This is a genomic window from Solwaraspora sp. WMMD937, from assembly GCF_029581175.1.
GTDB lineage: Bacteria > Actinomycetota > Actinomycetes > Mycobacteriales > Micromonosporaceae > Micromonospora_E.
Genome location: NZ_CP120738.1, coordinates 2603755 through 2617343 on the forward strand (window position 1 = coordinate 2603755; position 13589 = coordinate 2617343).

Here is a 13589-nt window from a genome sequence, read left to right on the forward strand (position 1 = left end):
GATCAGCCGGCCGTCGCGTCGCCGGCGACCCGGTCGTCGTCCGTGCGGTCGCCTTCCGTACCGCCGTGGTCACCTCGCGGTGCCGGCACCGGTGCGCCGCCAGCGGGTGCGGTGGCGGCCGGAACCGGCCGGGACCGGCCCCGCGACGTCCGCACCAGCCAGAACACCCCCAACGCGGGTACGCCGAGAGCGATCAGCCATGGCAACAGCGCGCCGAGCACGGTGACCAGTACCTGCATGGATCCGACGAACGCCCGCCAACCGGCCCCCAATCCGGTCAGGAAACCCAGCTCCGACTCGTCGTCGACCGGTGGCGTCGCGTCCGGACCGACCAGCTCGATGGTGATCCGGGACAGCGTCACCAGGTCGTCCAGGCCACGTTTGCGGGCCTCCAACGACGCCAGGTCCGCCTCCCGTCTGGCCAGCTCCGACTCCAGCATCACCAGATCGGCCAGGGTCTCCGCCTCGGCCAGCAGGGCCCGGCCGCTGCGCACCCGGGCCTGCTGGGTGGTGATCCGGGCGTCCAGGTCCAGCACCTCCTCGGTGACGTCCTGGGTGCTCAACTCCCGGCTGACCTCCTCGCCGAGGCTCGACAGCCGGTCGACGACCCGGTCGAACTGCTCCGCCGGCACCCGTAGCTCCAGCGTGGCCCGGCCGTACGACTCGTACTCGGAGCGTTGGTCTCGCCCGACGAACCCGCCGACCGAGGTCGCGATCGTCGCCGCCTCGCCGGCCTTCGCCGGCACATCGGTCACCCGTACGGTGATCGACCCGGAGTAGATGATCGACCGGTTGCCCACCGCCAGGTCGACCGGTGAGGTCCCGTCCGGCCGGTCGGCCTGGCCGCCCCGCTCACCGCCGCCGGCAGTGTCCGCACCGGCAGCCTCCTCGCCTCCCGCGTCGTCCCCGCCGGTCAGTCCGCCGTCGCCCGGCGCGCCACCCGCCGGGGCCGGTTCGGCCCGTTGCGGCATGTCGGCGGAGCTGCTGACACCGGAGTCCTCCGACCCTGAGCAGCCGGTCAGGATCAGCAGGGCGAGCAGGGCCGCCGTGCCGGTCGCCGCGCCGCGCCGGCCACCGGTGCGCCACCGGCCTCGTCTTGCGTTGTTCACAGTCAAGGGGTGCTCCTCGGAATCGTCATACGCGTTCACCAGGTGTCGTTCAGACGCGCGGCGCGAGCCGGCCGGTTCCGGCAGACTGCGAGGCGGCAGATCACGATTCGGCTCACAGGGGGTCACGGTGCGACTGACCAAGTTCGGGCATTCCTGCGTACGGGTGGAACACGACGGCGCGGTGCTGGTGATCGACCCGGGCGCGTTCAGCGAGCCGGCCGCGCTCGACGGCGTCGACGCGGTTCTCGTCACCCACGAGCACTTCGACCACCTCGACGTCGGCCAGCTGACCGACGCGCTCGCCCGACGACCCTCGGTGACCATCCACACTCATCCCTCAGTGGTGTCCAAGCTGGGTGAGCTCGGCGAGGTGGCGACCGCCGTCGAGTCCGGGGAGCGCTTCGAGGCCGCCGGCATCCCGGTCCGGGCGTACGGGGGATGGCATGCCGAGATCCACCCCGACCTGCCCCGGGTGCCCAACCTCGGCTTCCTGATCGCCGACTCGGTCTACCACCCGGGCGACTCGTTCGACGTGCCGTCCGACGCCGAGGTGGACATCCTGTTCGTGCCGGTCTCCGCGCCCTGGCTGAAGCTCTCCGAGGCGGTCGGGTTCGTCCGGGCGGTGGCCCCGCGCCGGGCGCTCGCCCTGCACGACGGGCTGCTCAACGACGCCGGGCACAAGGTCACCGACGGCAACATGACCAAGCTGGCCGGCTGCGACTACGCCCGGCTGCCGGCCGGCACCTCGGTACGCTGAGCCGGGCCGCCGTGACCGGCAGCGCAGTGCCCGCCGAGGTGGTGCGACGGCTGTACGCGGTACCGCCCGCGCGGTTCGTCGCGGCCCGTGCCGAGGCCGTCTCGACCGCCCGGGGCAGCGACCCGGACACCGCCCGGGCCATCGGCAAGCTCCGAAAACCGACGGTGGCCGCCTGGCTGGTCAACCTGCTCGCGCTGCGCCGAGCCGACCTGCTCGACGGTCTGGTGGAGCTGTCCGGGCAGTTGCGCGCCGCCCAGCGGGAGCTGCGGGGTGCTGCCCTGCGGGAGCTGTCGACCCGGCGGCGGGCGCTGGTCGACGGGCTGGTGGCCGAGTGTCGGGAGCTGGCCGTCGCGGAGGACCCGGCGGTGGCGTCGACGAAGCTGCCGTTGGGCGAGGTCGAGGCGACCCTGTCCGCCGCCCTCGCCGACGAGGAGATCGCCGCCCAGGTGCGGTCCGGCCGGCTGGTCCGCGCGGTCGACTACGCCGGTTTCGGCGAGGTCCCGCGGCCCCGGTTGCGGCTGGTCGGCCCGGACGACGAGGTGGCCGCCGCCGATCAGCCGCCCCGGGCGGCCGAGCCCGCGCGGGCGGGGGAGTCTTCGCGGGCGGCGGACTCTTCGCAGGCGGCGCAGCGGGAGCGCGAGCGGGCGGCGGACAAGGCCGCTCGGGCGCTGGCCGCCCGCCGGCAGCGGTTGGTCGACGAGCTGGACCGAGCCGAGGCCGGCCAGCGGGCCGCCCGCTCCGAACTCGACCGGGCCGTCGCCGCCGAGCAGGCCGCGGCCGACGCCGTCGCCGAGGCGCAGCGTCAACTGGCCGAATGGGAACGGCGACGCTCAGCAGCCGAGCGGGAGCATGCCCGTCGTAAGGTGGCGCGCAAGACTGCGGAACGGGCAGCCGTTGCCGCCCGACGGTACGCCGGCGACGTGGCAGCCGCGCTGGAGGACCTGCCCGGGCCGCAGACCGACCGCTGACCGGAAAGTCGGTGGCGGCGACCGGCCGGGCGGGTGGGCGAAAGGCGATGACGCGGTGAATCCCGATCAGGCGGCCAGCGCGTGCCGGCGCAGCCTGCACGAGTTGAGTACGGCCTACCAGGAGTGTCCGCGCACGTTGAGCCGGGCGCGCCAACTGGGGCTCAGCGGCTGGGCGTTCCACATCGCCGGCCGGGCCGGGGTGCTCGGCGGCGTACCGGCCGAAACGGTCGCGGCCGTGCTCGGGTTCATCGCCGCCGACGCGGTGGCCGACGGCTGGCAGGCCGCCAGCGCGGTGATAGACCCGACCGAGGTGGCGGCGGTGAGCATGGCCGAATGCTGCCGGTGGGGTGTCGAGCTGCTTGGCGACTGCCCGCAGGTGGACCGGCTGGTCGAGCTGGCCGAGGCGGTGGTGGGGGCGGCGGACGCAACCGCGATGCCGCTGTTCGCCGCCTGGCGGGCGATGCCCCGGCCGGACGACACGGCCGGGGCGCGGGCCGCCGTCGCGGTGCGACTGCTCGCCGAGCACCGCTCCGGGGCACACCTGATGGCGGTACGGGTGGCCGGGCTGACGCCGGTGGAGGCGCTGCTGGGCGGCCCGGACGGGACGAAGGCCGCGGTCGCGGCCGGGTGGTCGCCGCCGTGGCCGCCGGTCGGCCCGCTGATCCGCCGCCGGTTGTGGGCGGACCGGGTTACCAACCGGATCACCGGTCAGGCGTTCGCCGCGCTGGGTGCGGAGCACCGGCGGGAACTCGTCGAGTTGCTGCACGCTGCGCTGTCCCACGTACGGCCGGCGACCGGTCGGCCGGTGGAAGGCAGGTCAGGCGGTGGCGGTACGGGTGGGTCGCTTCCGTAGCTCGGCGACGTAGTCGTCCGGCGCGCCAGCCTTCTCGGCGGCATTGGCGATCTCCGACAGGTACCAGGCGGTGGGCAACCCGCCCTCGTACCCGTCGAAGACGTAGACCCAGGCGGTGACCGCCCCGTCCAGGGTGACAGCCCGGACGGTCAGCCGCCGGTAGGTGCCGGACAACGCGCCCTCGACCTCGTCGAGCTGCGCGGCGTCCCACGGATGTACGTCGTAGAGTGCGACGAAGACCCGGTCGCCCGGTGACTCCACGATGGTGGTGACCGCTCCCTCCCAGCCGATCACCCCCTCACCGGCGAAGGTGAGCCGCCAGCCTTCCAGCCAGCCGGTGCCCACCATCGGCGAATGCGGACAGTAAGCACGCATCCGGGCAGGGTCGAGGTTTGAGCCATACGCGGCGTAGTGACGCACGGCGATGACGATAGCCCGGCAGAGGGGTGGGGGAGAATACGAGTGAGCGTGTCGCGTGTCGGGCAACCGGTCGGCGGCCGTGGCCAGCCGGGTGGTTCATCAGCATAAGTTCAAGTTTGGGGAGAGAGTCGTTTTGAAGCGGATAGTGATAATCGGCGGTGGCCCGGCCGGCTACGAGGCGGCGTTGGTCGCGGCGCAGCTGCGGGCCGACGTCACGGTGGTCGAGGCGGACGGGGCCGGCGGCGCCTGCGTACTGTCCGACTGTGTCCCATCCAAGACCTTCATCGCCAGCTCAGAGGTGGTCACCGGGTACCGGGACACCGAGGAGTTCGGCATCGACTCCGACGGGCTGGAGGCGGTCACCGTCGACGCGACCGCAGTGCACGCCCGAGTCAAGCGGCTCGCGCTGGCCCAGTCGGCCGACGTGCACAGCAAACTCGTCAAAGCTGGTGTGACTTTCGTCGCGGGGCGGGCCCGACTCGGTGAGGACACGCTCGGTCACACCCACCGGGTGCTCGTCAGCCCCGACAACGGTGACGCTGAGTACCCGATTGAGGCGTCGACCGTACTTGTCGCCACCGGTGCCACGCCCCGGCAGCTGCCCACCGCCGTGCCCGACGGCGAACGCATCCTGACCTGGCGCCAGGTGTACGACCTGCCGGCGCTGCCGGAACACCTGGTGGTGGTCGGCTCCGGCGTGACCGGTGCCGAGTTCGCCAGCGCGTACCTGGCGATGGGGGTGCCGGTGACCCTCGTCTCCAGCCGGGACCGGGTGATGCCGCACGAGGACGCCGACGCGGCGATGGCGATCGAGCAGGTGTTCCGGGCCCGGGGCATGACGATTCTGAACAACTCGCGTGCCGACGCCGTCACCCGGGTCGGCGACGGCGTCGAGGTGCGGCTCAGCGACGGCCGTACGGTGACCGCCTCGCACGCGTTGATCGCGGTCGGCTCGGTGCCGAACACGGCGGACCTGGGGCTCGCCGAGTACGGGGTGACCGTCGCGGACAGTGGGCACGTGCCGGTGGACCGGGTGTCGCGTACCAATGTGCCGGGCATCTACGCGGCCGGCGACTGCACCGGCGTGCTGCCGCTGGCCAGCGTCGCGGCGATGCAGGGCCGGATCGCGATGTGGCACGCGCTCGGCGAGGCGGTGGTGCCGCTGCGGCTGCGTACCGTCGCGGCGAACGTCTTCACCGATCCGGAGCTGGCCACCGTCGGGGTGTCCCAGGACGAGGTGGACGACGGGCGGGTACAGGCCCGGCAGGTGATGCTGCCGCTGGCCGGCAACGCCCGGGCGAAGATGGCCGACCTGCGGGACGGCTTCGTCAAGCTGTTCTGCCGGCCAGCCAGCGGGCAGATCATCGGCGGGGTGGTGGTGGCTCCCAGGGCCAGCGAGTTGATCATGCCGATCACCGTCGCGGTCGAGAACCACATGACGGTGAGCCAGCTGGCGCACACAATCACAATTTATCCCTCGTTGTCCGGATCAATCGCTGAAGCCGCACGTCAGCTCATGTGGCATGACGAAGAGTGATTGACTAGGAACTTTCGGGGGCGGCGCGGATCGGCCAGGAAGGCGTACGGTTGACACGGCAACATCTGCTACCTCCGGATCCCGTTCCCGGCGGTCGCGGACTACGCCCGGGCTGCCGGCAGGTCCCGTGCCGGCAGCCCGCCCCCTGCCTCGCGGCGCTGGCCGAACCGGCGAGGGCGAGCCTGCGTCGCGTGGCCATGCGCCGAGGGAACCCACATTGTTGTCTCGGGCCCGTTTTGACGACAATGACGGTTCCCTCGACGGCCCGAATCAACTGGCGAGCACGCAGACGAGACGGTGGGGCCGGTGTGCAGGCCGACCCCTGCCGAGCAGCGTAGCCGTGGTGGCCGGTCCGGCGTACCGTCGCGATGAGGGCGCTGGCCGGTGCAGTGGCCAGCCGACAACCCTCGTGCGGGAGGGCGACGATGAACATCGGGGAGGCTCTGGCTCGGAAGCGTCGACGGGCTGGATTCACTCAGGAAGGCCTCGCGGAACGAAGCGGCGTCAGCACCTCCGTGATTCGCAAGCTGGAACGCGGCGACCGGGACTCCGCCTCGCTTCCGACCCTGCGCCGCCTCGCCGCCGCACTCGGTGTGACCACAGTCGACCTGTTCCACCCCGGACCGGTCCAGATGCAACCGCCGACCGACGACCGTGACGAGCTCTACCAGATCCGCCGAATGTTGCAGCCAGCCAGAACTGCCACCGGTGACCTGGTTGCCCTGGCAGACGATGCTCCGCCGAGCCTCGACGATGTCGTTGATTCCGTGCGCGAGATCAACGGCATGTTCCGGGACAGCGACTACGCCGGTGCCGTAGCGGCACTTCCCATGGCCATCAGTCATGCCCGCACTGGTGTGGCCGAGGCTGACGAACAGCAGAAGCACAGCATGTGGGGTCAGCTTGCGCAGGTCTACCAGACCGGCGCTCTGGTGCTGACCCAGCTGCGGAAGGACGATCTCGCCTATCACGCGCTCGGGCTGGCGATGGACGCTGGCCGCCGCGCTGGCGACGATGTCCTGACGGCCTCCGTCGTGTGCAGCGAGGGGTGGCTACTGACCCGCCAGGCTCGGTTCGACGACGCCGAACGCGCCGCGCTCGACACTGCGGAACAGATCGAACCGAGTCTGACGAAGTCACCGGCGAGCCAGGTCGCGGTGTGGGGGTGGCTGAACCTCGGTGCGGCGGCTGCCGCCACCCGCAACAACCGGATGGATGTGGCCGCAGACGCCCTTCGCCGTGCGCACGCGGCCGCGCACGTCGCCGCTGGTTACATCTCGCCGCACGTCGCGCACTGGACCACGTTCGCGCCGGCGGTTGTGGCCATGCGTGAGGTCGAGCTGGCGATGGTGACCGGGGACGCCGGCCGCGCGACCCGGGTTGCGCGCACCGTTCCACCCGGTGCGCGGCCGGCCGTGACGTATCAGCGGTTCCGCTTGGACGTCGCCGCTGCCGCGATCGATCGCCGTCACCGGGACGAGGCTTTGGCGATTCTCCTGCAACTGCGTGAAGCGGCGCCGGAGTGGCTGCGCTATCAGCGGTACGCCCATCGCCTGACTGATCGTCTGCTGCATGCCAACTCCAGAACTGTGCCGCGCAAACTGCGCGACCTAGCGGACTTCCTGGACATCACCTGACCAGGACCGCTGCCCCGTAGCGGGTCAGTTCACGTTTGAGCGTCCGTCGAATTGTCCCTTCCTGTACATGTCGCTACTGGTCGTGCGGTGACAGTGTGTGTGCGGAGCGCATCCATGCGTGGTCCGAGAGGTAGGTGGGGCCGGTCCGCGCAGCGCCCGTACGGCCCGGTCCTGCCCGGTACCCCGCGTGTGCCCTCGCGCGGGATCCGCGGGGCCGGGCCACCCAGATCGGCGGCGGTCCGGCCGGGTTCCCCCGTGCCCGCCGGGCCGCCGCCCCCGCTGACAGAGGAGCGCGAAGATGATCGGCAAGTGGTTTCTCCGGGTCGACGCCGTGGTCGACGTCGTCCGTCCGGTGCCCGGCCGTCGCCGGTACGCCGACCAGCCGACCCGGCCCGGGACCGGTCGGCCGGCGACCCGTACCGACCGGGCCGACCGGCGGGGCGGCAACGGCGGCCGGTACTACCTGTTGTGACCGGCCGACCCGGGCCGGTGCACACCCCGCAGCGCCCGTCCTGGACGTGCGCGGTCTGCCCGGTGGACACCCCGTGGCCATGCCCGCCGGCCCGCGTTCAGCTGGCCGAGGCGTACGCCAGTGAGCCACTCGCGTTGTCGGTCGACATCGGTGGGATGCTGCCGCTCGCCGCCGCCGAGGCGGGTATCACCGATCCGCGCGAACTGTACGAGCGGTTCGTGGCATGGACCTGGATTGACTCGGCGAGGGCCGGTCGGTGACCGCGATGGACGACGGGCCGGTCACCGACCGGGACCTCGACGAGGCGGCGGCGAGCGCGGTGCAGGCCCACGACGCCGGCCGCCGCTGCCACACCGGCTGCCCCGGCACCACCGACTGCCGGCAGTTGTCGTGGGCGCGTACCCGCCGGGCCGCTGCCGAGTACCGCCACACCCATGGTGCTTTTCAAGGCTGATGCCACAGGTGCATCTTGATGCACCTGTGGCATCAAGGTCAGTCGGACACCCCGACCAGACGAGGCAACGCTGTGTAACTCGTTGGTTCCCGGAGCCAGCTGCGGGCACCGGAATCGCGAGGGACCGGCGGCCCGTTCCCTCACCGGGCGTCCGGTCGCGTTACTCGTACGCAACGAGCAACGCGTACCGTGCGGGAACCGTGAAGATGCAGGCGGCCGCGCTCCGTGGTGCGATGCAGGCAGGTGTGATAACCATCGGGGACAGGGAGCAGACCGCAGTCGTCGGATGAAGGGCGGGGCTGGCCGATGGCCGATCTGTTCGAGGACTACCACCTCGGCCCCGGCTGGGACGAGATGTTCGGCGAGCCGGGCATGCCGCGGCAGACCTACGAGGCCCTGCACGCCACTCTGCAGCCCCTGTCCAGCGCCGAGCTGGAGGTACGCGCCGACGTCCTCGCCCGGGCCTTTCTCGACCAGGGCATCACCTTCGCGCTCAAGGGCGTCGAGCGGCCGTTCCCGCTGGACATCGTGCCCCGGATCATCGCCGCCGACCAGTGGCGCACCGTCTCGGCCGGAGTCGCCCAGCGGGTACGCGCGTTGGAGGCGTTCCTCGCCGACATCTACGGTCCGGCCCGGGTGCTCGCCGACGGCGTGGTACCCCGCCGGCTGGTGGTGACCAGCGCCCATTTCCACCGCGAGGCGGCCGGCATCATGCCGCACAACGGGGTGCGCATCCATGTCGCCGGAGTCGACCTGATCCGCGACGAGCAGGGCACCTTCCGGGTCCTGGAGGACAACGTACGGGTGCCGTCCGGGGTCAGTTACGTGATGGAGAACCGGCGGGCGATGGCCCACGTACTGCCGGAGGTCTTCGCCTCGACCCGGATCCAGCCGGTGGAGTCCTATCCGGCGCAACTGCTGCGGGCGCTGCGGGCCGCCGCACCGGCCGGCGTCGTCGACCCGACGGTGGTGGTGCTCACCCCCGGGGTGCACAACTCGGCCTACTTCGAGCACGCACTGCTGGCCCGGGAGATGGGCGTTGAGCTGGTCGAAGGGCGCGACCTGGTCTGTGTCGGCAACGAGGTGGCGATGCGCACCACCGGCGGTGAGCAGCGGGTCGATGTCATCTACCGGCGGATCGACGACGAGTTTCTCGACCCGGTGCACTTCCGGGCCGACTCGGTGCTCGGCGTCGCCGGGCTGCTCAACGCGGCCCGCGCCGGCCGGGTCACCATCGCCAACGCGGTCGGCAACGGCGTCGCCGACGACAAGCTGCTCTACACGTACGTGCCGGAGCTGATCCGCTACTACCTGGCCGAGGAGCCGATCCTGCCGAACGTCGAGACGTACCGCCTCGACGACGGCCCGGATGTGCTCGACCACGTCCTCGACCGGCTGGATCAGCTGGTGCTCAAGCCGGTCGACGGCTCCGGCGGCGCCGGCATCGTGATCGGTTCCCAGGCCAGTGACGAGCAGCTGGCTCAGGTCCGGGAGCGGATCCTGATCGACCCCCGTGGCTGGATCGCCCAGCGCGAGGTGGCGCTGTCGATGGTGCCGACGCTGATCGGCAACCGGCTGCGGGCCCGGCACGTCGACCTGCGCCCGTTCGCGGTCAACGACGGCGACCGGGTCTGGGTACTGCCCGGCGGCCTGACCCGGGTGGCGTTGCCCGAAGGCGCCCTGGTGGTCAACTCCAGCCAGGGCGGTGGCTCGAAGGACACCTGGGTGCTGGCGTCGCCGACCGCGACGCCGCACCCGGACGACGCGCCGGTGCTCGCCGACCTGACCGTCGGCGGTGTCGACCAGTCGCCGGCCGCGCCGACCCCGGACGCCGGCCCCGGCATCGCCGGGACCTCCGCCCGACAGCAGCAACAACAGCAACAGCAGGAACAACGGCAAGAACAAGGACGACAGGCACGCGGGGAGGGCGGTCGATGCTGAGCCGGATCGCCGAGTCGCTCTACTGGATCGGCCGGTACGTGGAGCGGGCCGAGGACACCTCCCGCATCCTCGACGTACACCTGCACCGGATCATCTCCGATCCGTGGGTGGCCGAGGAGACCGCCTGCCGGTCGCTCCTTGGCGTGATGGGCGTCGACGTCGATGACCAGCCGGTGTCGTCGGCGCGGCTGGTCGGCCTGCTCGGCCTCGACGGACGTAACGCCAGCTCGGTCGTCGGGTCGCTGGCCGCCGCCCGGGAGAACGCCCGTGGCGCCCGGGAGACGATCTCATCGGAGATGTGGGAGTGCCTCAACGCCACCTGGCACGGGCTGCCGGACGCCCGTCGTCGGGTCGAGCAGCAGGGGGTGCACGCATTCTTCCGCTGGACCCGGGAACGCTGCGCATTGATGGCAGGGCTCACCGACGCCACCATGAGCCGCGACGAGGGCTGGCTGTTCCTGGTGCTCGGCCGCAACATCGAACGGGTCGACATGACCGCCCGGCTGCTCTCCACCCACGTGCGGGCCGGCGGCAGCATCCCGTCCTGGCTGACCCTGCTGCGCTCCTGCGGTGCCTGGGAGACCTTCCTGCGTACCTACCGTGGCTCCCTGGACGACCAGCACGCCGCCGAGTTCCTGCTGCTGGACCGGCTCTTCCCCCGGTCGGTGTTCGCCGCATTGGCCGCCGCCGAGTCCTGCCTGGCAGAGCTGGAACGGACCGCCGGCACCGGGTCGACCGGCCGGACGGGAGCGGTCACCGACGCGCAGCGGATCATCGGGCGGGCCCGGACCAACCTGGAGTTCCGCGGCGCCGACGAACTCCTCGCCGACCTCGCCGCCGTACTGGACAGCCTGGAGCGCACCTGTTCGCATCTCAACGAGGCGGTGTCCCGGCGGTACTTCCGGCAGACCGCGGCGGTGCTCTGGCTCCCGGAGGCGGTGGCGTGAGCGTGCACTCCTGGCGGCTGAAGGTGGAGCACCGCACCGGGTTCAGCTACGCCGGCCAGGTCGGGTCGTCGTACAACGAGGCCCGGATGTCGCCGCGCAACGAGGCCCACCAGGCGGTGCTGGAGGCCCGGGTCGAGGTCTTCCCGCCGGCCCGCACCTACCGGTACGAGGACTACTGGGGCACCGGGGTGACCGCCTTCGACCTGCACACCCCGCACGAGGCGCTGGAGGTCGCCGCAATTTCCACAGTGGAGACCCTGCCGCCGGGGGATCTGCTCGACGCGGCGGACTCGGCCGGCTGGGCCGACCTGGCCCGACCGGAGCAGGTGGACCAGTGGCACGAGTTCCTGCTGCCCACTCCGCGTACCGCCGTGGACGAGGAACTGACCGCGTTGGCCGAGTCGGTGCGGGCCGCCCACCCGACCCCGCACGCCGCCGCGTTGGCGATCTGCGAGCAGGTCCGCGAGCAGGTCGCCTACACCACGGGTTCGACCGGGGTGCAGACCGACGCGGTGCACGCCTGGCGGCAACGCAAAGGTGTCTGCCAGGACATCAGCCACCTGGTGGTGGGGCTGCTGCGGGTCGTCGGCACGCCGGCCCGGTACGTCTCCGGCTACCTGCACCCCAGCCCGGACGCGGCGATCGGTGAACGGGTGGTCGGGCAGAGCCACGCCTGGGTGGAGTGGTGGGCCGGCCGGTGGACGGCCTTCGACCCGACCAACGGGATCCCGGTCGGCGAGCGGCACGTGGTGGTCGGCCGGGGCCGGGAGTACGGGGACGTGCCCCCGCTCAAAGGGGTGTACGCCGGTCCGGCGAACACCGGTCAGGGCGTCGAGGTGGCGATCACCCGGCTGCGCTGAACCGGCCCGCTGCCGAGCCCGACCGCCGTACTACGGTCACCAGCTGCCGGCTACCGGCAGTCCTTCCGTGTAGCCGGCGGTGCTCTGCACCCCGACGACCGCCCGGTCGTGGAACTCGGCCAGGGTCGCCGCCCCGACGTAGGTGCAGGCACTGCGTACCCCGGCGACGATCTCGTCGATCAGGTCCTCGACGCCGGGCCGGGCCGGGTCGAGGAACATCCGCGCCGACGAGATCCCTTCCTCGAAGACCGCCTTTCGGGCCCGCTCGAACGGGCTGTCGTCGGCGGTGCGGGCGCTGACCGCCCGGGCCGACGCCATGCCGAAACTTTCCTTGTAGCGGCGGCCGTCCGGGTCGGTGTACATGTCGCCGGGCGACTCGTAGGTGCCGGCGAACCAGGACCCGATCATCACGTTGGCCGCACCGGCGGCCAGGGCGAGCGCCACGTCGCGCGGGTGCCGCACCCCGCCGTCGGCCCAGACGTGCCGCCCGCGTCGGCGGGCCGCCGCCGCGCATTCCAGCACGGCGGAGAACTGCGGCCGGCCGACCCCGGTCATCATCCGGGTGGTGCACATCGCGCCCGGTCCGACGCCGACCTTGACGATGTCGGCACCGGCGTCGATCAGGTCGTCGACCCCGGCGGCGGTGACCACGTTGCCGGCCACCACCGGCACCGCCGGGTCCAGTTTGCGTACCGCGCGTACCGCGGCCAGCATCCGTTCCTGATGGCCGTGCGCGGTGTCCACCACTATGGTGTCCACCCCGGCGGAGAGCAGCGCGGTGGCCTTGCCGGTGACGTCGCCGTTGATGCCCACGGCGGCGGCCACCCGCAACCGGCCGGCGGCGTCGACCGCCGGCCGGTACAGGGTGGCGCGCAGCGCGCCGGCCCGGGTCAGCACCCCGACCAGCCGGCCGGCGTCGTCGACCACCGGTGCGGCCCGCCGCCGGCCCTGCGCCATCAGGTCGAACCCGGTACGTGGGTCGGTGGTCTCCGGCACGGTCAACGGCTCGCGGGACATCACGTCCCGCAGTTGAGCGAAGCGGTCGACGCCGGCGCAGTCGGACTCGGTGACGATGCCGATCGGACGCCCGGCCTCGACCACGATCACCGCGCCGTGGGACCGCTTGGGTAGCAGGTGGATGGCGTCGCCGACGGTGTCCGTGGGGGCCAGGGTCAGGGCCGTGTCGTGCACCAGGTGCCGTCGCTTGACCCAGGCGACCACCTCGGCGATCACCTCGATCGGGATGTCCTGCGGGATCACCGCCAGGCCGCCCCGCCGGGCGACGGTCTCGGCCATCCGTCGGCCGGCCACCGCGGTCATGTTGGCGGCGACGATCGGGACGGTGGTGCCGGTGCCGTCCGTGGTGGCCAGGTCGACGTCGAGGCGGGACGCCACGTCGGAGCGGTTGGGCACCAGGAAGACGTCGTTGTAGGTGAACTCGTGCCCGCCGGGCACGTCGGAAGTGAACCGCACCCGGCCATCATGCCCTCCCGGGCATCCCGGCGCGGCGGTTCCGGAGCCGATCGCGAGCGCAGCAGGTCCAGGTCATGCCCTGGCGATCAAGAGCCGGAGACGTTTCCTCAGAACTTCTGAAAGCGAATCCCCAGGCGATCCTCAGCATTCCCTCAAGTTCC

General features: G+C 71.9%; 14 protein-coding genes. 11 read left to right on the forward strand and 3 right to left on the reverse strand.

Translation table 11 applies throughout. The features are described 5' to 3' along the window. Nucleotides 1-2: 2 nt before the first annotated feature. The gene (locus O7621_RS11340; RefSeq protein ID WP_282234550.1) at nt 3-1109 is read right to left on the reverse strand and encodes a DUF4349 domain-containing protein; all 1107 of its coding nucleotides are present in this window, start codon (nt 1107-1109) and stop codon (nt 3-5) included. 127 nt (nt 1110-1236) lie between these two features. Between O7621_RS11340 and O7621_RS11345 the strand changes: the two genes are divergently transcribed. The 3 genes from O7621_RS11345 to O7621_RS11355 are packed head-to-tail and all read left to right on the forward strand — an operon-like array spanning nt 1237 to nt 3687. Then, on the forward strand, nt 1237-1866 hold the full coding sequence (locus O7621_RS11345; RefSeq protein WP_282233926.1) for an MBL fold metallo-hydrolase: 630 nt from the start codon (nt 1237-1239) through the stop codon (nt 1864-1866). A gap of 11 nt (nt 1867-1877) precedes the next feature. Continuing rightward, a complete protein-coding gene (locus tag O7621_RS11350; protein WP_282233927.1) occupies nt 1878-2834 on the forward strand; it encodes a hypothetical protein in 957 nt (318 codons plus the stop codon). A 55-nt stretch (nt 2835-2889) separates the two neighbouring features. Then, complete coding sequence (locus tag O7621_RS11355; RefSeq protein WP_282233928.1) at nt 2890-3687, forward strand: hypothetical protein; 798 nt, start codon at nt 2890-2892, stop codon at nt 3685-3687. On the opposite strand, the gene O7621_RS11360 is transcribed toward O7621_RS11355, so the two are convergent. Further along, nucleotides 3652-4107 (reverse strand): gamma-glutamylcyclotransferase family protein, encoded by a 456-nt coding sequence (locus O7621_RS11360; RefSeq protein ID WP_278167063.1) that lies wholly within the window; start codon nt 4105-4107, stop codon nt 3652-3654. The genes O7621_RS11355 and O7621_RS11360 overlap by 36 nt on opposite strands. A gap of 133 nt (nt 4108-4240) precedes the next feature. Between O7621_RS11360 and O7621_RS11365 the strand changes: the two genes are divergently transcribed. From O7621_RS11365 to O7621_RS11400, 8 genes are all read left to right on the forward strand, one after another. Then, on the forward strand, nt 4241-5644 hold the full coding sequence (locus O7621_RS11365) for an NAD(P)H-quinone dehydrogenase (RefSeq protein ID WP_282233929.1): 1404 nt from the start codon (nt 4241-4243) through the stop codon (nt 5642-5644). A 425-nt stretch (nt 5645-6069) separates the two neighbouring features. Further along, the gene (locus tag O7621_RS11370) at nt 6070-7281 is read left to right on the forward strand and encodes a helix-turn-helix transcriptional regulator (protein ID WP_282233930.1); all 1212 of its coding nucleotides are present in this window, start codon (nt 6070-6072) and stop codon (nt 7279-7281) included. A 298-nt stretch (nt 7282-7579) separates the two neighbouring features. Next, nucleotides 7580-7753 carry a hypothetical protein gene (locus tag O7621_RS11375; protein WP_282233931.1) on the forward strand — a complete coding sequence of 58 codons (174 nt, stop codon included), beginning with the start codon at nt 7580-7582 and terminating at the stop codon, nt 7751-7753. Further along, nucleotides 7750-8013 (forward strand): hypothetical protein, encoded by a 264-nt coding sequence (locus O7621_RS11380; RefSeq protein WP_282233932.1) that lies wholly within the window; start codon nt 7750-7752, stop codon nt 8011-8013. Before O7621_RS11375 ends, O7621_RS11380 begins: the two co-directional genes overlap by 4 nt. Beyond that, the gene (locus O7621_RS11385; RefSeq protein WP_282233933.1) at nt 8010-8207 is read left to right on the forward strand and encodes a hypothetical protein; all 198 of its coding nucleotides are present in this window, start codon (nt 8010-8012) and stop codon (nt 8205-8207) included. Before O7621_RS11380 ends, O7621_RS11385 begins: the two co-directional genes overlap by 4 nt. A 306-nt stretch (nt 8208-8513) precedes the next feature. Beyond that, nucleotides 8514-10148 (forward strand): circularly permuted type 2 ATP-grasp protein, encoded by a 1635-nt coding sequence (locus tag O7621_RS11390; protein ID WP_282233934.1) that lies wholly within the window; start codon nt 8514-8516, stop codon nt 10146-10148. Beyond that, on the forward strand, nt 10142-11095 hold the full coding sequence (locus tag O7621_RS11395) for an alpha-E domain-containing protein (protein WP_282233935.1): 954 nt from the start codon (nt 10142-10144) through the stop codon (nt 11093-11095). Before O7621_RS11390 ends, O7621_RS11395 begins: the two co-directional genes overlap by 7 nt. Next, nucleotides 11092-11955 (forward strand): transglutaminase family protein, encoded by an 864-nt coding sequence (locus tag O7621_RS11400; protein ID WP_282233936.1) that lies wholly within the window; start codon nt 11092-11094, stop codon nt 11953-11955. Before O7621_RS11395 ends, O7621_RS11400 begins: the two co-directional genes overlap by 4 nt. Nucleotides 11956-11991: 36 nt before the next feature. Here O7621_RS11400 and O7621_RS11405 read toward each other — a convergent pair whose 3' ends face one another. After that, the gene (locus O7621_RS11405; protein ID WP_282233937.1) at nt 11992-13428 is read right to left on the reverse strand and encodes a GuaB1 family IMP dehydrogenase-related protein; all 1437 of its coding nucleotides are present in this window, start codon (nt 13426-13428) and stop codon (nt 11992-11994) included. Between the last annotated feature and the right edge of the window lie 161 nt (nt 13429-13589).

What these genes read in the sequence shown, in the direction of transcription:
- O7621_RS11370 (WP_282233930.1), top strand. Translation starts at nt 6,070, where the DNA reads ATGAACATCGGGGAGGCTCTGGCTCGGAAGCGTCGACGGGCTGGATTC.
- O7621_RS11375 (WP_282233931.1), top strand. Translation starts at nt 7,580, where the DNA reads ATGATCGGCAAGTGGTTTCTCCGGGTCGACGCCGTGGTCGACGTCGTC.
- O7621_RS11390 (WP_282233934.1), top strand. Translation starts at nt 8,514, where the DNA reads ATGGCCGATCTGTTCGAGGACTACCACCTCGGCCCCGGCTGGGACGAG.
- O7621_RS11395 (WP_282233935.1), top strand. Translation starts at nt 10,142, where the DNA reads ATGCTGAGCCGGATCGCCGAGTCGCTCTACTGGATCGGCCGGTACGTG.